A 20,265-nucleotide genomic window follows, 5' to 3' on the forward strand; every position below is an offset into this window, starting at 1 on the left:
TTGGACTATCAGCAAATTAAGTCATTCCTTTCTGTGGCAAATCATCGAAACTTTACAAAAGCGGCTGACGAACTACATGTAACTCAATCAACAATTACTACCAGAATTAAAAATTTAGAGAGCTATTATGAACAATCTTTGTTTTATCGTTCAAACAAAAAAGTCGAACTTTCTAATTTTGGAAAAGAAATATTACCATTGCTAGAGAGACAGTTAGAAATAATGGAGAAAACAAAAGATATTGCTAAAGGGTACAAAACGAAAGAAAAGATAATTTGTCTAGGATTAACATATTCTTTATGGAATCCTGTATTAGTGAAGTGGGTTGAACATATACATACTGCTTTTAAAAATATACATTTTAAATTTGTAACAGACCACTCTCCACAAATAATGGAGGGCGTGAAAGATGGTTCTATAGATATCGGAATAGTTTATCATGCTCCATTAAATGATAATATTAAAATTGAAATAGTGGGGTATGATTGTTTTTCGTTATATGGTGCCTCTTCTTTTCATATTAATGAAAGGCTTAATTGGAATAACATTATAAACTATCCAATTGTATATCTAGATTGGGGAAGAACTTTTGATGATTGGTTTTTTAGAGAATTCGGTGAATCGTTTACACCCTTTGTGCAAGTTGGCCACAGTAAAACTTTACTGGATTTTGTAAAATCCGGACAAGGAATTGCATTTATGCCGGATCGAATCGTTGAATCATCAGAGGGTTTGGAGAAAGTTCATAAACTTGCATATGAGTCTTTAAATTTGTTACATCCCCAGGAAGTGTATCTTATTGCGAAATCAACTGCACTTAATAACGAGGCTATTCGTTATTGCATTGATTCTTTAAAAAAATACTTATTTTAAATATAATTTTTTTCAAAATAGAGTAAATTTGTATTCATAAAATGAAAAAAGCGCTATTCTTTTTGTAGAAATATACAGAAAGGATGGCGTTTTTGTATGAATCTATCGATTCAAAATGAGTTTCATCTATTCGCTAAAGAACTAAAGCGATACCTATCTCCACATGTCCTTCAACAACTCGCACAGAAGACAGGATTTGTAAAACGTAAAAGCAAGTATGGCGCACGAGACTTGACTGCTTTATGTATTTGGATCAATCAACATGTAGCAAGCGATTCTCTTACTCGATTATGTAGTCAGCTTTATGTAAATACAGCTACACTTATGAGTCCAGAAGGACTGAATCAACGCTTTAATCCAGCAGCTGTCGCATTTCTTCGAGAAGTGTTTACTTCCCTTCTCACACAAAAACTCTGTTCAAATCACTCACTTTCTGCACATATAATCTCTACTTTCAATCGTATCCGTATTCTAGATGCAACAGTGTTTCAACTACCTGATCAATTCGCTACTGACTATCAAGGTTCAGGTGGGAGTAGTAATACGGCAGGCGTGAAAATTCAATTGGAATATGATTTGCTTAGTGGTCAATTCCTTAACGTGCAGCTTGGACCAGGAAAGAATAATGATAAAACATACGGTACCATCTGCCTTAAAACCGTAGAGGCGGGCGATTTATGTTTACGTGATCTTGGTTACTTCGATTTAGGGGACTTGCAAACTATTCATGATAAAGGAGCTTACTATATCTCGCGGTTGAAGCTGAATACACGGATTTATATCAAGAACCCTGAGCCAGAATACTTCAACAACGGCATGTTAAAAAAGCAAACAGAATACATCCAGCTTGATATGACACAAATGCTGTCTGACCTAACCCCTGATGAAACGATGGAAATCCAAGAGACATACATTGGCCAAAATCAGAAACTTCCAGCACGTGTCATTATCCATCGTTTAACTGATGATCAAACGCAAACACGTCTAAAAAATCAAGCGATACGTGAAAAGAAAAAAGGCATTGTCATGAAGGATAAAAGTAAACGTTTAATGGGCATGAATGTGTATATCACGAATACGTCGCTAGAAGAAGTACCGACAAACTACGTGCATTCATTATATTCACTGCGTTGGCAGATTGAAATTTTATTTAAAACGTGGAAGTCATTCTTTGAAATTGATGAATGCAAAAATATAAAAAGAGAACGCCTAGAGTGCCATTTATATGGATAACTCATCAGCATTCTCCTCTGTTCTTCTACGATGTTTCAAATGCGTCAGTTTCTGCTTGAAAAGAAAAAGCAGGAACTGAGTGAATACAAAGCGATTTATATAATTAAAGATTACTTTCCGTTACTGTTTCAAGCGATAGCTTTTGCCACAGAAGAACTTTTAAAAATTCTGCATCGCCTTTATCAACTGCTCAAAAAGAACGGCCGTAAATGTCATAGGCATAAGAAGATGACCGTCTTTGATATTCTAGGGATTGTGTATAAAACGACATTGAAGCATAGACAAGCTGCCTAGCGAAAAAATCGCGTTTTAATAGGCTTCTTTAGCATGCTTACTTTTTTATCACTTGCTAGTTTTGAAACAAGGATCATTTCGTACCTAATAATTTACTTGGTTAGCTTGATGGGCATGTGGTGTTCCCCTACTTTCATACTATTTTATTGCGATTGTTTTTTGATCTCCGTCAATAACAGTTAATATATTTTGTTTAATCTTTATTAAAACTTCTATATTACGTAGAAAAAATTCATTCTCATTAATTGCATATAATTCCATTGGCATTGTATTTGGTAAATATATACAAGTGATTATTTGGTTGTAATACCACCTCAATCGCATATTCAGGATTCTCTTGTAAATAGTATTTTCCCACATATCCTTCCAATAATTCAGTTGATAAATGTATAGCTTTCAGTTGCTTAGGTTTTTTTGGTAAGATTAATTCATTTGTTTTTAGTGCCTTTTCAATCACTTCTTCAATCGCTTGTTCGTAGGTTACTTCTTGCTCTTTACTACGTAAAAAGACAAAGATCGTTTTAGATTGAAGAAAAATTTTAAAGGTGGCTGCATAGCCTGGCCAACCACCAGTATGGGAGACGCATTTTCCCAGTTGTTCATCTTCATATATCATCCATCCCATACCGTAAGGAAAAGATTGTTCTACCGAAAGAGTTGATGGAATAAAAGCTTGTTCAAGCAATTCTTTATTCCAAAGTTGCGCACAAATGACAGCACGCCCTAATTTCCATAAGTCCTCCACTGTTGAATAGATTCCTCCATCACCGGTAATATAATCTAAGCAAACAGTACCCCTTGTTTCTTCAAATTCAACAGGCCTAATATGTTTGCCACTATAAACATCATATACATATCCTTGTGCAATTTCACAAGTATATTCCTTTATAAAAGTAGTTGAAGTTACTGTTGTATGTTTCATATTTAATGGTTTAAAGATAGCTTCAGTCATATACTTAGAAAAGCTCTTATTCGTGACACGCTCAATCAACAGGGATAATAATACATAACCCGTATTGCTATATATCATTTGTTCACCTGATTCAAAGAGCCGAGGTGGTGCATATTGAGTTAATAGTTGTAGTACATCTTCATTTGAAGCAAATGTTGATTCGTTCCAATGTTCAGCAAACAATTCTATATAATCAGGTAAACCCGATGTGTGTTGTAAAAGGTGACGTACAGTAATATTAGTATAAGGTAATTTTGCAAACCATTGGTTAATATCGTCATCTAAATTGATTTTATTTTCTTGCACTAATAGTAAAATACCTAATGCTGTTATGGGTTTTGATACAGAAGCTAAGTTAAAACGTTGATTGAGTTGCATGGGAGCATGTGTTTGAATAGAAGCTTCTCCATAGGCACCTTGTAATAGAATTTTTTTCTTGTGCAAGCAATATCGTGCCATTAAACGTATTTTCAATCTGTTTTTTCACCTTATTCCAATCCATCATAGTCAATTTCCTCCTCAGAAATTTGGTATAAGCGCAAACAATTGGGATACATGGTCGATTTGTGAAATTTTTTATAAATTGACATGTTCTAGTTTAACTTATGGCATCACTTACTAGCATTCTCCAAATAATTCGGTACAAATTTACACTTATACAATTCATTCTACAGTAAAAAATATGCCACTAACTGAAATAATATTGGCAGAAAAGAAATATTGAAAAGAGGGATAAAAATTGATTTTGAGGTTACTTTACGTTTCCTTTTAAAATTTATATCATTTGTCCTCATTGATTTATCCCGCTATTTTAGAGCAGTAAGACTCCCACCTCAAGATTCAGAGAGAAGCAAGGAAGATAGGTGGGAGTAGGGCTGCCCGTAACAGCCCGATTGGTGAGAGCTCATAATCAGTGGGGGATGAAGAAAACCCCCGCTGATTAAAGTTTCACTTTCTAGAGTTCAATTTTTCTTAGCTTAATAGCGATGTGCCCCGCCCCTATTCCCAAAATTTCATAGCGACATAACAGATTGTTCCAAGTGCAATAAAAGGGCCAAACGGCAAGGGATCTCTTAAATTCATCCGCTTAAATAGGAAACAAATCCCTAAAAAGAAAAGACTGGAGCAAGAAGCAATACAAAGCGTAATCAAAATCCCTTTTATTCCTAGTACAAATCCAAGTAGAGATAACAATTTTACATCGCCACCTCCAAGACCGTTTGGGTGTATCATTCGGAGCGCATACAATACACAAAATATAATGCCCCCACCAAGCACACTATCAAACCAAAAAATAAACGGGCTTACCATATATTCAATAAGAAAAATACAACTAAAACTAAGTAATACAGCATTGGGGATCATCATATAAAAAAGATCCGTAAGCGTAATCATAACGAGTAAAGAAAAAAGTGTCCAAATGACAATTAATTCTTGTCCCACTCCCACTATACATACTGAAATAAGAAATAAACTTCCCGTTATCAATTCCACTATCGGATAAGTATAAGATATTTTCCTTTTACAATGTGTACAACGACCTTTTTGCATACAAAATGACAAAATAGGAATCAGTTCTTTAGGCCGTAATCTATGCTGGCAATGAGGGCAATATGAGCGCGGAGTAATAATAGATTCTCCCCTTGGTACACGAAAAGCCACAACAATGTAAAAGGATCCGAGCACGATTCCTGTTACAAACACATATATATATAATAGCACTACTTCCTCCCCCTTTCTCCCCAAAATATACCAAAGAGAGTGCAATCTTACTAATGACCGTTTTTTTAATTCCACTAAAAAAAGCAGGCTATTTATCGCCTGCTTTTCTTCATTTTATACTACAAAATAGTATGCTTTTAATGGTCCGTGTACACCAACAACAAGATTCATTTCAATATCAGCTGAGTTACTTGGCCCTGTAATAAAGTTAATACAAGATGCTACCGCTTCTCCCTTTTCAACACGTGCATTCATATCACGAACTGCTTGTGTAATACGAGGTACAATTGTTTCACGCGGAATAATTGAAAAGTATATAGTCGGTAAGAAATGTAAAGAACGACCTTGTCCTTTACGACTTTGAACAACGATAGTACCAGATTCCGCTAATGTATAATCACTGAATGCAATTCCAATGTTTGCTTTTTCAGCGAAACGAATATTTTCGTCCTTTTCCTCCGGATCCCAAATATTCACCTCAACATTTTGGCTTGGAAGCTCTTCTTTAAACAAAGATGTTAAACCGTACTTTTCAAAACGTTCATCATCAGATACTAAAATAGGTCCTCCACCATTTTCAGCAATCATTTTTTGAATCGCTTCTTTCAACTCATCTTTTGTTGTTTCAATTACAGTTGTATGAATGTTTTCACATTGTTTTTTAAATACTTCTAATAATTCTTCCTCTGAATAATCTTTTAATGTTTCAAGATTTACATTGTTTTTCCATGCCGGGCGCTGCACTCCTTCTATCTTACGTGCACGTCCAAGTTCTTTTGCAATGTTATCTAAAAAAGAATCACGATTTTGAATTGTTCCTGCCATCACTTGTCCCCGCCTTTCTTATGATCTTTATACCAATCGCGGAACCTTTCTTTACTTGGAGCTGGGAACTCACGGATTTCCGTCCAATTTTTTAGTGGTCCTACTCCTTTTGTAACACGGTTACCGGATGTAAATGGGCTTAATGCCGCTGGTGCCATTTTTGATCCCATTTTGTATAAAGCGGCTGAAGAAGCACCCATACTAAACATCTTCATTGCTAATTTTTCTGCAAGTGGTGCACGTCCTTCTTTCTCAACAATAACTTGACGATGTTTCAATAGTAAATCATGTAATGGAATTTTTACTGGACATGCTTCTGTACAAGCTCCGCACAGACTAGATGCATATGGAAGTTCTTTATAATCGTCATATCCACCTAAAAGTGGAGATAAAACAGCTCCAATTGGGCCTGGGTAAATAGAACCGTAAGAATGTCCACCAACGTGACGATATACAGGGCACACATTAATACATGCTGCACAACGAATACATTGCAGTACTTGGCGGAATTCAGATCCTAAAATTTCAGAACGTCCATTATCTACAATCACTAAGTGGAATTCTTCAGGTCCATCTATTTCTTCTTCTTGAATTGGACCAGCTACTGTTACATAACTTGTTAGTTTTTGTCCTACTGCACTACGGCATAGTAAACCAACTAAAACATCAAGCTCTTCCATAGTTGGAACCATACGCTCCATACCCATTACCGCAATTTGTGTTTTCGGAATAGACATAACAAGGTCTGCGTTCCCCTCATTTGTTACTAAGCAAAGAGACCCTGTATTTGCAACCGCAAAGTTACAACCTGTTACCCCAATTTCAGCATCCATAAATTTTTTACGAAGATGCTTACGAACAAATTTTGTCATTTCATATGGATCATCAGAGTTTTCATATCCTAACTTTTCTTTAAAGACATCACGAATTTGTGTTTTATTTTTATGAAGTGCTGGTGCAACAATGTGAGATGGCGGATCATTGTCCACTTGTAAAATATATTCTCCTAAGTCACTCTCAACAACTTCGCAACCGATTTCTTCAAGTGCGTGGTTCATGCTAATTTCTTCGGTTACCATTGATTTTGATTTCACAACTTTTTTCGCATTTTTCTTTTTCGCTATTTCTTGAATATAGTTAGCTGCTTCTTCTTTTGTTTTCGCAAAGAAAACATTTCCGCCTCGTTTTGATACATTTTCACTCAGTTGCATTAAATAATAATCAAGATTTTCTAAAGTGTGTTGGCGAATTTGTTCACCAAGTTCACGCCACTCTTCCCAATTTCCTAATTCATCTGCTGCTTTTAGACGATTCGTATGTAAACGCGTCTGTGCAGAAGTTACTGCACCGCGCATAAATGAATCTTGAATTCCGTCACCAACGCGATCATTAAATTTTTTCTCACTGATTTTCATAGACATAGCTTATGTTCCCCCTTTATGAGCGACTATTCAGTACCTCAGCAATATGCATGACTCTTACTTTTTTCCCTAAACGCTCGATACGTCCGCCAATGTTTAACAAGCACCCACAATCTGCACCAATTAAGTAATCTGCGCCTGTTTCCATCACGCTATCTACTTTCTCATCTACCATTTGCTCAGAAATTGGTGTCATCTTAACTGAGAACGTTCCCCCAAAACCACAACAATTTTGCACGTTTGGTAGTTCTTTTACAGTTAATCCTTTTACATTAGATAGTAGAATTCCTGGTGCTTCTTTTACTCCAAGCATACGTGTCATATGACAAGATTTATGAACAGTTGCTGTTCCTTTTAAACTAGCTCCAACATCTGTAACTTTTAACACATCTACAATAAATTGTGTTAATTCATATGTTTTGTCTGCTACTTTTTGTGCACGCGCTGCCCACTTTGGATCGTCTTTAAAAACGTGTGGATACTCGTGAAACATTGTCGCACAAGATCCAGAAGGTGTAACAATATATTCTGCATCTTCGAAAGTTTCAATCATGTGCTTCATCGCTTCTTTTGCTGCTTCTACGTGCCCGCTATTATAAGCTGGTTGCCCACAACAAACTTGCGCTTCTGGGAATTCAATTTCACAACCTAAACGCTCCAACACTTCAACTGTTGCTTTACCGACATTTGTTTCAAACATATCGACTAAGCAAGTAACAAATAAAGTAACTTTCATAATTTTAATTCCCCCTCATTACAATCTAGCTCACAATCATATGGTCATCAGATGACTGAAAAAGAAGAAGTAGGCTCAACCAACGCCCAAATCTCCCTTTCTAAAAAAACGCTCAGTTAATCTTTCTCTATTTGATGAAACAGTAACTGTTTGAAAGACCAAATCACGAATTTATATCTTTTTACCTGTGACAATATGCTCTACATTCGTTAAATGATTTAGCATTGCTTGTTGTGCAGAGTCTATATCCTGCTCCAATACTGCCTCATAAATCGCTTGATGCTCTTCTAAAAGTCGTTCTGCTGTCGTTTGTTCACCATATAAAATAATGCGCCTTGACTCACCAATCGTTTCAGCAATCATTTCTGAAACATGATTCATAAGCTCAAGTAAGATCGTATTATGTGAAGCTTCTGCAATTGCCATATGAAAATGAAAATCCGCTTTTTCGCCAGCTTTTTCATCTCCAATACCTTTTTCCATTTCATCTAACCAATGCCGCATATTTTGCAAGTTATCTTCCGTGCGCTTTGTTGCTGCTGCTCGAACTGCCCCCACTTCAAGCACTTTTCGCACTTCTAATAAATTCAAAATATCTTCCTTCTTCATTAATAACGTATGATTTAATGACTTTGTTAATGAAGAAGAATCAAAGTTCTTCACATATGTTCCTTCTCCTTGTTTCATTTCAATTAGACCCATCGCTCTAAGCGCGCTTAACGCTTCGCGAACCGCAGATCTGCCCACTTGAAACTGCTCTGCTAATTGATGTACAGGAAGAAGTTTGTCTCCAGGTTTTAACGTACCATTTTTAATCATTGTTAAAATGGCTTCAGATACCTCTTCGTAAATTTTTTTTGGTTTAATAGATTTGTATTCCAGTGAAATCACCTCAGTATCATCCAAACAACAATTAAAACGATTTATAAGAATTAAGCATCATACCTATTTTAGAACGAATTGGCAAGAAGTACAAATGTTTTGTTCATAAAATCGTCAATTTTTCACTATACAGAGGAATAAAATTGATAATTCTTCCATTTCCCTTCCTTTTCTCTGCATACTATATTATTTTTATCCTCTATTTCCATAAAAAACCTACCACTCTATCTTGCACTACCCTATCTTCTCTTCGTTACTCCATGTGTAATTGTATAATAACAGTTGTTCCTTTTCCTTTTTCACTCTCAATTTTCCATTTCCCATCATGAATGTGCACAATTTGTTTTACAATCGCAAGTCCGAGCCCAGTCCCGCCATGCTGACGACTTCTCGCTTTATCAACTCGATAAAATCTTTCTCCAAGTTGTTCTACATGTTCTCGTTCAATTCCAATTCCTGTATCTATTATTTTCAACTGACAATCTTTCTCCAGCTTCTGTAGCTGCACTGTAATCTTTCCCTTTTCATTTGTATAGCGTATAGCATTATCCAATATGTTATGAAGCACCTGTTGCATTCGATCTTCATCAATCATGACAATAATATCCGGATCTAGTTCCATTGAAATTTCCACTTGTTTTTCGGCACATTTCCATTCATACGTTTCAACCACATCTTCAATAAGCTGTGCAAAGACAATTGGCTGTTTTTGAAGAGGAAAATGTTCCCCCTCTAATTGAGCTAAATCTAATAAATCATGCACAAGTCGCTGCATCCGTCCTGCCTCTTTATGAATAAGCTGCATAAATTTCTTCTCTTGCTTCCCCTTTGCTACACCATCTAAAATCGCTTCACTATATCCTTTAATATAGCTAAGTGGTGTCCGAAGCTCATGCGAAACATTCGCTAAAAATTCCTTTCGCTTTATATCTTCATTCTCTAATGAAGTAGCCATTTTATTAAATGCTTTTCCAAGGCGCCCCATTTCATCCTCAGATGAAATGGTAATGCGCTCTGAAAAGTCCCCCGTTGCCATATGGTTTGCAACCTGTTCCATTTGTGAAAGCGGCTTTGTAATCGCAATAATAATTTTTCGGCCAATCCATACAGTAAGTATTACTATAATAAGCACTAACGGTGCTAAAATAATTCCCATATCAAATATTAAATCTTTAATACTTTTTAAAGGGATGTAAGAATATACAATTCCCACTAATTTCTTTTCTTCTAAAACAGGAATGACTACGCCCATAATATTCCGATTAAAATGTTCCTCATATCCAACCTTTGTCACTGTTTTACCGTCTAATAATATTTGTCGATCCTGCTCACTAATAATTGAATCATAGTGTACATCGAAAGGTAAGCACGCACTTAAATCACGCGGGTTATTTACAAACAGTACATCTGCATGAGAGACTCTATCAAACATCCTTACCTTTTCCTCAAATGCTGAAATCCCTTCACGTTTATTATATTGTGAAACAAGTTTGTTTCCTTCTACAATTAATGTATCTTTCATATTTTGAACATATAATTTTTCATACGAGTACAATGACACAAAATAAAGAAAAGAAACTGTTACACATACTGCACATACAACTGTAAGCCAAAGCTTCTGTACCATTGTAAACATATTACACCTCAAATTTATATCCTACACCCCAAACCGTTTGGATGCAGTTTCCGCTTTCTCCTAGTTTCAAACGCATTGTTTTCACATGTGTATCCACCGTTCTTGTACTTCCTGCATAGTCATATCCCCATACTTTTTCTAATAACTGCTCCCGGCTAAATACTTGTCCATGGTGCTGGCAAAGAAAATATAATAAATCAAATTCTTTTACCGTAAGAGAAACGGTTTTACCGTTCGTTTCAGCCTTCCTGCTTTTTTCATTCATACGTATTGGGCCAAATTCCAGTTCTTCTTGTTGCTCTTGCTTTGTATATCGTCTGAGTACAGCTTCCATACGTGCAATCAGTTCCCCGGGACTAAATGGCTTCACAACATAATCATCCGCACCAGTTCGTAAACCATTTACTCGATTCCATTCTTCTCCCTTAGCCGTTAAAAAAATAATTGGAATATCTGATGTTTTCCTAATTTCTTTACAAACGGCAATTCCATCCATCTCTGGCATCATAATATCTAAAATAACAAAATCATAATGTGCTACTTCTAATTTTAAAAGTGCCTCTTTTCCATTTTCTGCTTCATCCCATTCATAACCAAAGTTATCTAAGTACATGCCAACAAGTTGCCTCATATCACTCTCGTCATCAACAAGTAATACTTTATATTTATTCATTTTCCTCTTCCCTCTCTCTCTATCAAGTGAAATGGCCCTTTGCCAACTGCAACCGTTTGTTTTATCTTCATATCCTGTATATCAATGATATATACTTCGTCACTATCATAGCTGGCGACATATCCTTCTTCCCCGCTCTTTAAAAAAGCAAATGGATTAGATCCTACTTCGGTTGCTCCTAATTCTCGATAGGTTCCCGCATCAAACTTTCGAAGCATATTTGATCCATGACTTAAGACGTATACAAATTTTCCATCCCTAGAAATACTAATCGGCATAAATGGTGCATGTAACGAACGAAGCATTTCTCCATTACGCAGTGAATATACAAGTACTTTTTCATTCACTTGCTTTCCATCTCCATGTCCGCCGATCCATATTTCCTTTCCATCGCTACTCACCATAGCGCCTGTCGATGCTGGTGGTACTACAAAAGATTGTTTAACCTGCTTTTTCTCTAAATCGATTATAGATAGCTCTGTATCATAAAAATTTAGTACATATAAATTTTTATGATGTTGCACCATTGTCAGAGGGCCTTTTGCTACAGGAACATTCCCTGTCTCTTTCCCATCTATCGTAAAAAATCGTATCTTTTGTTCATTTTGGTCCGCCAGAAACAATTGCTTGCCATCATTTGCTACAATAATATTTGCAATTCCTTTTCCTGTCTGCCACTTCTTCGTTTGTTTCCCTTCTGTTAACGAATAGATATATATATATTCTAATTGCTTTCCGTATACAAGCATATTCTCACCATTTGGAAGTATCGTAACACCAGTAATAGGTTGTTGCAGCTCCCATGATGCGATTACTTTTTTTACCTTTTTATCAATAAAGCTAATGCTGCCTTCTTTTATGTTTGTTGTTATAACTACACTTTTATGTTTTGCAATTGGTGTATACGAATTTTCATTACACCCTGCTAACAGAAACAAAAAACATAGAAGAAACAAGTATTTCTTCAAGAGATTCCCTCCATCTGTAGATGATTTCGTTATAATTGTAAAATAACAAATAATTGTGAGGAAAGTGTGAAATCTTCCTATATCTATACAACGACAACATATATAATGTACAACAAATAAAAGTAGAGGTGTGCAAATTATGCTTTTTCCTGATTTAGCAAATAAAATTGTCCGTGAAGTGAGAAGACTCATTACAGGGAATATTATCATTATTGATATACAGGGGATCATCATTGCGAGTACAGATTTCGAGCGAATTGGACAGTTTCATGAAGGAGCCCTTCGTTGTGCAAAAGAAAAGAAAACTGTCATTATTACAAAAGAGGACGAACAACATTTACAAGGCGCCAAAGCTGGAATGAATCTCCCACTCCTTTTTCACGATGAAGTCATCGGTGTGATCGGCATAACAGGTGACCCAAAAAACATTTCATCATACGGAGAAATATTACGAAAAATGACCGAGTTGCTTATCCATGAAAATTATTTTCTAGAACAGTTAGAACTGGAACAGCGCTCCTATGAAGCATTCGTGTTTGATTGGCTTCAAAGTAATGATTGGTCACCTAGTTTTTTAGATCGCGCCAAAACACTTGGAATCGATTTATATAAAAAGAAACAACTCGTTTTAATCTCCTTCGATCAAGATGACGCAATGTTGCAAAGAAAAATTTGGCAACATATTCGCAATCTATTAACAAAAGATGCATTATTTGTACGATGGGGAAATGACCGCTTTATTTTATTTACTACAATCGAATCCAAAAACAAAGCCTTTCAATTTTTCAAACGCTTAAAACAAGATTGTGAAACTTTATTTCCGATTACAGTTTATATTGGAATCGGTCAAACTGTTATGCCTAACGAAATGCATATATCTTATGAACAAGCATTGCGTGCCCTGTCCGTCGCCTTTGAAACAAAAGGAATTGTATTTCATGAAGACTTACGATTGGAAATGTGTTTACAAGATATTACCGCCGAAACTCGGAAAGAATTTCTTACACGTACAATCGCTCCTTTATTATCTGAAGGGGAACTGATGCAAACATTACGACTATTTCTTGAGCACAATCAGTCGTATAAACAAACTGCTGAAAGTTTACATATTCATATTAATACATTGCATTACAGGTTAAAAAAAATCGAAGACTGTACAGGACTGAATCCAAAACAATTGAAAGATTTAATTGTTTTATACTTCGCCCTTCTCCTATTAGATAATCATACAAAAAAGAGCGAAAAAACGAACTAATCTTTAGTTGTTTATATATAGAAAGAAATTCCCTACTTTTTTATCATTATTAATGAAAACACTGTGACAACGCTTTTATTCTTATTTTCTTTCAGAAGCATGTCAACAATCTCAAGGTTATTCACGGGAGAAAAACAATTTACTTGAGAGCTGCTTGTACTCATAATGTGGTTGGTTTGTTTCACAAAGGCAAATCATGAAATAAGTCAAACTCTGATGAATAGGATAGTAAGTCAACAGTTTGAGGGGGATTTTTAATGTTAGAACAACATATTATTGATTCATTTGTATCTATTGTTGGTCAAGATAATGTAGATACATCCAATATGGGTCGTTTAACGTACAGTTATGATGCGACGCCAAACTTTCAATCGATTCCTGATGCAGTTGTTGCACCACGTAATACAAATGAAGTATCCGAAGTGCTAAAAGTATGCAACACCCATAAAGTGCCTGTGTACGTTCGTGGTTCTGGTACAAATCTTTGCGCAGGAACATGTCCACTTGAAGGCGGCGTTGTTTTGATTTTCCGTCATATGAATCAAATATTAGAAATAGATGAAGAGAACTTAACAGTTACTGTGCAACCTGGCGTTATTACACTTGCTATTATGAATGCTGTAGAAGCGAAAGGACTCTTTTATCCACCGGACCCAAGCTCAATGAAAATTTCTACAATCGGCGGGAATATTAATGAAAATTCCGGTGGCTTACGCGGCTTAAAATATGGTGTAACAAGAGACTATGTAATCGGTCTTGAAATCGTTTTACCAAATGGTGATATCATCCGAACAGGTGGTAAATTAGCGAAAGATGTAGCAGGTTATGATTTAACTCGTTTATTCGTTGGTTCGGAAGGTACTCTTGGTGTTGTAACAGAGGCTATTTTAAAACTCGTTCCAATGCCTGAAACAAAGAAAACAATGCTCGCATTATATCAAGATATGAATGAAGCTGCACAAGCAGTTTCTACTATCATTGCGAATAAAATCATTCCTGCAACACTTGAATTTTTAGATCAGCCGACAATTGAAGTCGTAGAAGAATTTGCACAAATCGGCCTGCCTACCGATGTAAAAGCCGTTCTTCTCATTGAACAAGATGGTGCAAGTGAAGTAGTGAATCGTGATATTGAAAAAATGGCTGACATTTGCCGCACGATGCATGCGGTTGATGTGCGTATTGCAAAAGATGAGCAAGAAGCAGATGCACTGCGTACCGCACGTCGTAGCGCCCTTTCTGCCTTAGCAAGATTAAAACCGACAACAATATTAGAAGATGCAACTGTTCCTCGCTCACAAATTGCTCCAATGGTGGAAGCAATTAATGCAATCGCTAAAAAATACGACATTTCAATTTGTACATTTGGTCATGCTGGTGATGGAAACTTACATCCAACTTGTATGACAGATGCTCGCAATAAAGAAGAAATGCACCGCGCTGAACAAGCCTTTGCTGAAATTTTTGAAACAGCTATTAAACTCGGCGGTACTATTACAGGTGAACATGGAGTAGGTGCTATGAAAGCTCCTTATTTAGAATTAAAATTAGGCAAAGAGGGCATCGCGGCTATGAAAGGAATTAAGCAAGCTTTCGACCCAAACAATATTATGAATCCTGGAAAAATGTTCGCCAAAGATTCTCGTAAAAGAGTGGTGGTCGAACAATGACGACATTGAACAAAGGACAAATTCAAAAAGAATTTAAAGAGCGCTTGAATGAAGATGAACTATTAAACTGTATGCGTTGCGGATTTTGCTTACCAACTTGTCCTACTTATATTCAATCTGGTTATAAGGAGTCTCACTCCCCCCGCGGGCGCATCGCTTTAATGAAAGCGGTCGTTGATGGTTTAATAGAGCCTGATGAAGATGTTGAAAATACATTAAATGTTTGCCTTGGTTGCCGCGCTTGTGAACCTGTTTGTCCATCAGGTGTAAACTATGGCCACCTATTAGAAGAGGCACGAGATATTATTAATCAAAATAAAACGTTCTCTATGCCTGTGAAAGCTGTTCGTAAAATGGTATTTGAGGGGCTATTTCCCCATCAGAACCGCATGCGCACATTAACAGGACTCATTGGATTTTACCAACGCTCTGGTTTACAAACATTTACACATAAAACAGGGATTATGAAGCTATTTCCTGAAACACTTGCAACGATGGATCTTGTCTTACCAAAAGTACCAAGGATGAAAAAAATGAAAAACCGTCCAGAATTTTTACCTGCTCAAGTGACTAAGAAAAAGCGTGTTGCTTTCTTTACAGGATGTTTAATGGATACGATGTTCTTAGAAACAAATAATGCAACGATGAAACTTCTTCAACTTGCTGGTTGTGATGTTGTGATCCCGAAAGATCAAAATTGCTGCGGCGCGCTCCATGGTCATGCTGGTGAAAAGATGGGAGCAAAAGAACTTGCGAAACGAAATATTAAAGCTTTTGAGGATTTGAACATTGATTATATTATTACAAATGCTGGTGGTTGCGGAGCATATCTTGTAGATTATGATCACTTATTAAAAGATGATCCGGAGTGGGCTGAACGTGCAAAACAGTTTGTTGCAAAAATAAAAGATATTACAGCCATTTTAGTTGAGCTAAATTTCCATAAACGAACTGATTTACGCCTACCACCGCAAATTATTACGTATCAAGATTCTTGTCATTTGCGAAACGTAATGCATACATCCTCAGAGCCACGTATGCTCCTACAAGCAATTCAAGGCATAACATATCGAGAAATGAAAGATGCCGATCGGTGCTGTGGTTCAGCTGGCATTTATAATATTGTTCATTCCGAATTATCAATGGAATTTTTAGATTACAAGATGGAACGTGTCCATGAAACAGATGCAACTACAATCGTTACTGCTAATCCAGGTTGTTTATTACAAATGAAACTTGGTATTGAACGTGAACATCTCTCTCATAAAATGCGAGGAGTTCATATTGTAGATCTACTATTAGAGGCAATTGAGTATAACTCATAATATATGTAACAATTGGAAAACGGCTATCCCTTTCTTCTATGTAAAGAGATAGCCGCTTTTTTTATCCGCTACAAGATTAAAAATATGTTACTGTCCGATAAAAAATAACAACAAAAACATTACAGTTTTGTTAAAAAAACATCCATTATATTCCTTCCAAAACTTCGAAAACCTTTGATATGAGAGGTTTCTTATAGTGAAGCAGTGGTAATTTCCACCAAAAAATCACCTTTATTAGCAAAGATAAAATTGCTAACAATTCCTTTTATAATCTAGTGTTCTCCTATTTTTACTCTCCTCTTAATCTAGGATAAAATAGGAAATTCTATAGCCTATGAAATTTTTCCCATCTTTTTTGCAACCTTTTCTATGTTACCATAAATTTGTCAGTCAGACAGGCTGTCAAAAATGAATCTGTTGAAAACAGTACAATACTTTTCCATAGGAGGACACATCTTTATGAAAAAACGTGTTTTATTATCTGTAGCAGCTGCAACTGCATTGACGCTAGGAGTAACATCTTTAGACGCACAAGCTGCAACTGTACAACCAGCTAAAATTAAGATTCAAAATATTCAGCATTCTAAAATTATGATGAAACATATGAATCAACAAGAATTACAAGCATACTTACAATCTATAGGAATCCAATCTTTAGCAGAGTGGAATCAAGTACTATTCCAACAAGACTGCTTCATTTCTAATAAACAACCCGTACCTATAACTCCAGAAACACAAAAACCTACTGTAAACAATGAAACAGCAAAACCAGAAGTACAAAAACCTGCTGTAAACAATGAAACAGCAAAACCAGAAGCACAAAAACCTGCTGTAAACAATGAAACAGCAAAACCAGAAGCACAAAAACCTGCTGTAAACAACGAAACAGCAAAACCAGAAGCACAAAAACCTGCTGTAAACAACGAAACAGCAAAACCAGAAGCACAAAAACCTGCTGTAAACAACGAAGCGCAAAAACCTGCTGAAAATAAACCAGCTGAAGAGAAAAAAGGTTCTTTAAGCGAATTTGAACAACGCGTTGTTGAATTAACAAATGCTGAACGTACAAAACAAGGTTTATCAGCATTACAAGTTGATAACGAATTAAGCAAAGTAGCACGTGCAAAGTCTGAAGATATGCAAAAAAATAACTACTTTAATCACAATAGCCCAACATACGGTTCTCCATTTGACATGATGAAACGATTTGGTATCTCTTACAAATCGGCAGGTGAAAATATCGCACAAGGTCAACGTACACCAGAAGAAGTTGTACAAGCTTGGATGAATAGCGAAGGTCACCGCGCCAACATCTTAAATAGCAACTTCACTCACATCGGCGTGGGTCATGTTGAAAATGGTAATTACTGGACACAACAATTCATTACAAAATAAAGTAAGAAACATAAAAAGAGTCTTCTAAACGAAAGGCTCTTTTTATGTTTCATAGTTTGCTAACAAATAGGAATATAGAATACCGAATAGAAAAAAAATAGATCCACAGCAAATGATACTCATTAATACATACAATCCCCATTCTAACTTTAAAAACAAGGAACATAAACACATACAAGCCATGCTGTAGAAAACACGTTGCCCCAATAGACATATTTTTTGCAAAGGAACCGGTTCTTTTTCTTTCCCCATCTTTTTAAAGCTTTTACTAGTCATAAAAAGAAATACACTAATTCCAATTGTCAATCCGATTTGAAATGGCACCATCATCCCTAAAGCAATGAAAAGAACGAGCATATGAATAAACAATAGAAATACTGTGATATTTATTTTAAATTCTATTATAATTGTTTGATTGCTTTGATTCATTTTAAGTATGTATCTCGAAATGATATACAGCAAACTATGAAAAGCAATAATAAAACAAGGAATCAAAAATACGACGATTTGTTTTCTGACAAATTCATTTGGCTCACTGTCCTGATTCCAATGCACTGCGATAGAGTACGGTAAATACGGATAGAGAATTAAAGTAAGTAAAAGGCAAGTCAAAAATATCCACAGCATATATTTATCCCTTACCAATTGATCCTCCCCTCTCTTTCCTATTTACGGCTTCTCTTTTCACAATAAAATTCCTGCAAAAAATATTTTTCTCAAATTCCTACTGTCAATTTACATATTGGATTCTCGAAAACTTTGCATAAGCTTACTTATTTTTTCAGGGGCTGGAATGTCTACCATAATCTCTTCTCTTATAATAGGATGTAAAAAAGCAATTTGCATAGCGTGTAATGCTTGCCGAGACATATAAGTTACATTTCCACCATATAGTATATCTCCAAGGAGCGGATGGCCACTGTAGCTCATATGAACGCGAATTTGATGCGTTCTTCCCGTTTCTAATTGCACGGTAACAAGTGTCGTATCTTGCTTTTTAAAATACTCTTCTACCTTATAATGCGTTACGGCATGATCTCCTTTTGGAGACACGCGGCGCCTCGTTGCATGATGACGATCGCGGCCAATTGCTGCATCGATCGTTCCTTTTCGTTTCTTCATTTTCCCTTCAACAAGCGCCATATACGTTCTTTTAATGTTCCGCTCCATCAATAACTGATCCATAATAGCACCAGCTAGTCTATGTTTCGCAAATACAACGCCGCCCGTTGTATCTTTATCTAAGCGGTGAATATGGCGTACTTTCGTTTCTAAACCTTGCATTTGAAAATGAAAAGCAATTAAATTTGCAAGCGTTCCTGTCCCATTTTTTTCAGATGGATGTGTATCCATTTGTTCAGGTTTATTCACAATTAATACGTGATCATCTTCAAATACAACATCCAATTCCCCAAATTCTGGTATAACACCATACTCTTCTGGAATAAACATATGTACTTGCAGTTTATCTCCTTCTTTTAAAAGCTCGCTCCAACGCTTCTGATCCTTATTTATAATAACACCTTTTTCCATTCGAAGTTGATGTAATATTTTTTTGGGCACGCACCATATTTCTTTTAATAAAAATTCGATAGAAATGCCGTTCCATTTAGATGGAACTGTTATTTCACACCATTCTCCTTTTTTGTTCGTCTTCATAGTTCTCTCCTTATTTCTATTGATGCTCCTATTGTATCGGAAATTCTTCTATGATGCACGATGCAAAACAAAAGACAGCCTATTGAATAGACCGCCTTCCTAAGCAAGAAGTCTCCTCATTTCTTGCAATACTTCTTCTGCTTTTTGCTCATATGATAAGTCCTTAAAGAAATCTGCTAGCCGTTTATAGTCATTATATGCATCTAACAAATCGTCCATTGTCGCTACCTTCATAGTTTTCGATTTTTCCTTCAGTTTCACAGGATATCGATAGCCAGAGACCTCATGAATTTTATAATATTCATCATCTACTTGAATCACTTTCACTAACTCATCTTCTTCTGCATCTAGCGTATACCCATCAAACTCCCGTAACAATTCATAAATAATATGAGTCCATTCGTCCTTTGGATAAAATCCTTTTTCTAGTCTATAACCGACAATGCGATACATATGTCCATCATTTTCCGTAAACTGTACAGTATCATTTAATTTAAATTTAAAATAGCGAAACATTGTCTTCACCCACTTATCTATATTGTCCTTATCACATACTATTTGCAAAAGAAGGGACATGCTATTCATAAACAAAAAGTTTCATTTTATATAAATAAAAAAACACTCATCAAAAAGACTGAACTGTACCCCGAATCATGGACACTTAAAAAAAGCCCCATGATTCGGGGTTTTTGTGTATTTTTATCAAAAAACCTCGTTATAATGGAACCAATGATAGAAATGAGGTA

Annotated in this window: 16 protein-coding genes and 2 pseudogenes; 6 read left to right on the top strand and 12 right to left on the bottom strand. The window is 35.9% G+C overall.

The annotated features are described in order from the left end of the window. Both MR063_RS07010 and MR063_RS07015 read left to right on the top strand, forming a co-directional pair. Complete coding sequence (locus MR063_RS07010) at window positions 1-873, top strand: LysR family transcriptional regulator (RefSeq protein ID WP_242195579.1); 873 nt, start codon at window positions 1-3, stop codon at window positions 871-873. 96 nt (window positions 874-969) lie between these two features. Then, window positions 970-2,400: pseudogene (locus MR063_RS07015) on the top strand (IS4 family transposase). A gap of 241 nt (window positions 2,401-2,641) precedes the next feature. Here MR063_RS07015 and MR063_RS07020 read toward each other — a convergent pair. The 9 genes and pseudogenes from MR063_RS07020 to MR063_RS07060 all read right to left on the bottom strand — a co-directional run bounded on the left by MR063_RS07020 (window position 2,642) and on the right by MR063_RS07060 (window position 12,215). Further along, complete coding sequence (locus tag MR063_RS07020; RefSeq protein WP_242195583.1) at window positions 2,642-3,796, bottom strand: serine hydrolase domain-containing protein; 1,155 nt, start codon at window positions 3,794-3,796, stop codon at window positions 2,642-2,644. A 555-nt stretch (window positions 3,797-4,351) separates the two neighbouring features. Further along, window positions 4,352-5,074 carry a prepilin peptidase gene (locus tag MR063_RS07025; RefSeq protein WP_242195586.1) on the bottom strand — a complete coding sequence of 241 codons (723 nt, stop codon included), beginning with the start codon at window positions 5,072-5,074 and terminating at the stop codon, window positions 4,352-4,354. A gap of 114 nt (window positions 5,075-5,188) precedes the next feature. Beyond that, window positions 5,189-5,899, bottom strand: coding sequence for a LutC/YkgG family protein (locus tag MR063_RS07030; protein WP_242195589.1), 711 nt, complete (start codon window positions 5,897-5,899; stop codon window positions 5,189-5,191). After that, on the bottom strand, window positions 5,899-7,320 hold the full coding sequence (locus MR063_RS07035) for a LutB/LldF family L-lactate oxidation iron-sulfur protein (RefSeq protein WP_242142477.1): 1,422 nt from the start codon (window positions 7,318-7,320) through the stop codon (window positions 5,899-5,901). Before MR063_RS07035 ends, MR063_RS07030 begins: the two co-directional genes overlap by 1 nt. A 16-nt stretch (window positions 7,321-7,336) precedes the next feature. Next, window positions 7,337-8,056, bottom strand: coding sequence for a (Fe-S)-binding protein (locus MR063_RS07040; RefSeq protein ID WP_242142476.1), 720 nt, complete (start codon window positions 8,054-8,056; stop codon window positions 7,337-7,339). A 163-nt stretch (window positions 8,057-8,219) separates the two neighbouring features. Next, a pseudogene (locus tag MR063_RS07045) lies at window positions 8,220-8,875 on the bottom strand (FadR/GntR family transcriptional regulator). 316 nt (window positions 8,876-9,191) lie between these two features. Next, window positions 9,192-10,574, bottom strand: coding sequence for a sensor histidine kinase (locus MR063_RS07050; RefSeq protein ID WP_242195592.1), 1,383 nt, complete (start codon window positions 10,572-10,574; stop codon window positions 9,192-9,194). 1 nt (window position 10,575) lies between these two features. Continuing rightward, on the bottom strand, window positions 10,576-11,247 hold the full coding sequence (locus MR063_RS07055) for a response regulator transcription factor (protein ID WP_242142474.1): 672 nt from the start codon (window positions 11,245-11,247) through the stop codon (window positions 10,576-10,578). Next, a complete protein-coding gene (locus tag MR063_RS07060; protein WP_242195595.1) occupies window positions 11,244-12,215 on the bottom strand; it encodes a YncE family protein in 972 nt (323 codons plus the stop codon). The genes MR063_RS07055 and MR063_RS07060 overlap by 4 nt, the downstream gene beginning before the upstream one ends. 139 nt (window positions 12,216-12,354) lie before the next feature. On the opposite strand from MR063_RS07060, the gene MR063_RS07065 reads away from it, so the two are divergent. The 4 genes from MR063_RS07065 to MR063_RS07080 all read left to right on the top strand — a co-directional run bounded on the left by MR063_RS07065 (window position 12,355) and on the right by MR063_RS07080 (window position 17,860). Beyond that, window positions 12,355-13,470 (top strand): CdaR family transcriptional regulator, encoded by a 1,116-nt coding sequence (locus tag MR063_RS07065; RefSeq protein WP_242195598.1) that lies wholly within the window; start codon window positions 12,355-12,357, stop codon window positions 13,468-13,470. Between the two features lie 257 nt (window positions 13,471-13,727). Further along, window positions 13,728-15,140 (top strand): glycolate oxidase subunit GlcD, encoded by a 1,413-nt coding sequence (glcD, locus tag MR063_RS07070; RefSeq protein WP_242195601.1) that lies wholly within the window; start codon window positions 13,728-13,730, stop codon window positions 15,138-15,140. Then, complete coding sequence (locus tag MR063_RS07075; RefSeq protein ID WP_242195604.1) at window positions 15,137-16,465, top strand: (Fe-S)-binding protein; 1,329 nt, start codon at window positions 15,137-15,139, stop codon at window positions 16,463-16,465. Before glcD ends, MR063_RS07075 begins: the two co-directional genes overlap by 4 nt. 459 nt (window positions 16,466-16,924) lie before the next feature. Next, window positions 16,925-17,860: a CAP domain-containing protein gene (locus MR063_RS07080; protein ID WP_242195608.1), complete on the top strand. Its 936-nt coding sequence runs from the start codon at window positions 16,925-16,927 to the stop codon at window positions 17,858-17,860. Window positions 17,861-17,902: 42 nt separating this feature from the next. Here the strand turns inward: MR063_RS07080 and MR063_RS07085 are convergent, their stop codons facing one another. From MR063_RS07085 to MR063_RS07095, 3 genes are all read right to left on the bottom strand, one after another. Next, window positions 17,903-18,505 carry a DUF1648 domain-containing protein gene (locus tag MR063_RS07085; RefSeq protein ID WP_242195610.1) on the bottom strand — a complete coding sequence of 201 codons (603 nt, stop codon included), beginning with the start codon at window positions 18,503-18,505 and terminating at the stop codon, window positions 17,903-17,905. A gap of 90 nt (window positions 18,506-18,595) precedes the next feature. After that, window positions 18,596-19,519: an RluA family pseudouridine synthase gene (locus MR063_RS07090; RefSeq protein ID WP_242195613.1), complete on the bottom strand. Its 924-nt coding sequence runs from the start codon at window positions 19,517-19,519 to the stop codon at window positions 18,596-18,598. 99 nt (window positions 19,520-19,618) lie between these two features. Then, window positions 19,619-20,035 (bottom strand): histidinol dehydrogenase, encoded by a 417-nt coding sequence (locus MR063_RS07095; RefSeq protein ID WP_242142817.1) that lies wholly within the window; start codon window positions 20,033-20,035, stop codon window positions 19,619-19,621. Between the last annotated feature and the right edge of the window lie 230 nt (window positions 20,036-20,265).

It is taken from the genome of Bacillus cereus group sp. BfR-BA-01492 (assembly GCF_022662815.1).
GTDB classification, from domain to species: Bacteria; Bacillota; Bacilli; order Bacillales; family Bacillaceae_G; genus Bacillus_A; species Bacillus_A cereus_BD.

What these genes read in the sequence shown, in the direction of transcription:
- MR063_RS07090 (WP_242195613.1), bottom strand. Translation starts at nt 19,519, where the DNA reads ATGAAGACGAACAAAAAAGGAGAATGGTGTGAAATAACAGTTCCATCT.
- MR063_RS07035 (WP_242142477.1), bottom strand. Translation starts at nt 7,320, where the DNA reads ATGTCTATGAAAATCAGTGAGAAAAAATTTAATGATCGCGTTGGTGAC.
- MR063_RS07055 (WP_242142474.1), bottom strand. Translation starts at nt 11,247, where the DNA reads ATGAATAAATATAAAGTATTACTTGTTGATGACGAGAGTGATATGAGG.
- MR063_RS07040 (WP_242142476.1), bottom strand. Translation starts at nt 8,056, where the DNA reads ATGAAAGTTACTTTATTTGTTACTTGCTTAGTCGATATGTTTGAAACA.
- MR063_RS07050 (WP_242195592.1), bottom strand. Translation starts at nt 10,574, where the DNA reads ATGTTTACAATGGTACAGAAGCTTTGGCTTACAGTTGTATGTGCAGTA.
- MR063_RS07095 (WP_242142817.1), bottom strand. Translation starts at nt 20,035, where the DNA reads ATGTTTCGCTATTTTAAATTTAAATTAAATGATACTGTACAGTTTACG.
- MR063_RS07065 (WP_242195598.1), top strand. Translation starts at nt 12,355, where the DNA reads ATGCTTTTTCCTGATTTAGCAAATAAAATTGTCCGTGAAGTGAGAAGA.
- glcD (WP_242195601.1), top strand. Translation starts at nt 13,728, where the DNA reads ATGTTAGAACAACATATTATTGATTCATTTGTATCTATTGTTGGTCAA.
- MR063_RS07030 (WP_242195589.1), bottom strand. Translation starts at nt 5,899, where the DNA reads ATGGCAGGAACAATTCAAAATCGTGATTCTTTTTTAGATAACATTGCA.
- MR063_RS07080 (WP_242195608.1), top strand. Translation starts at nt 16,925, where the DNA reads ATGAAAAAACGTGTTTTATTATCTGTAGCAGCTGCAACTGCATTGACG.
- MR063_RS07075 (WP_242195604.1), top strand. Translation starts at nt 15,137, where the DNA reads ATGACGACATTGAACAAAGGACAAATTCAAAAAGAATTTAAAGAGCGC.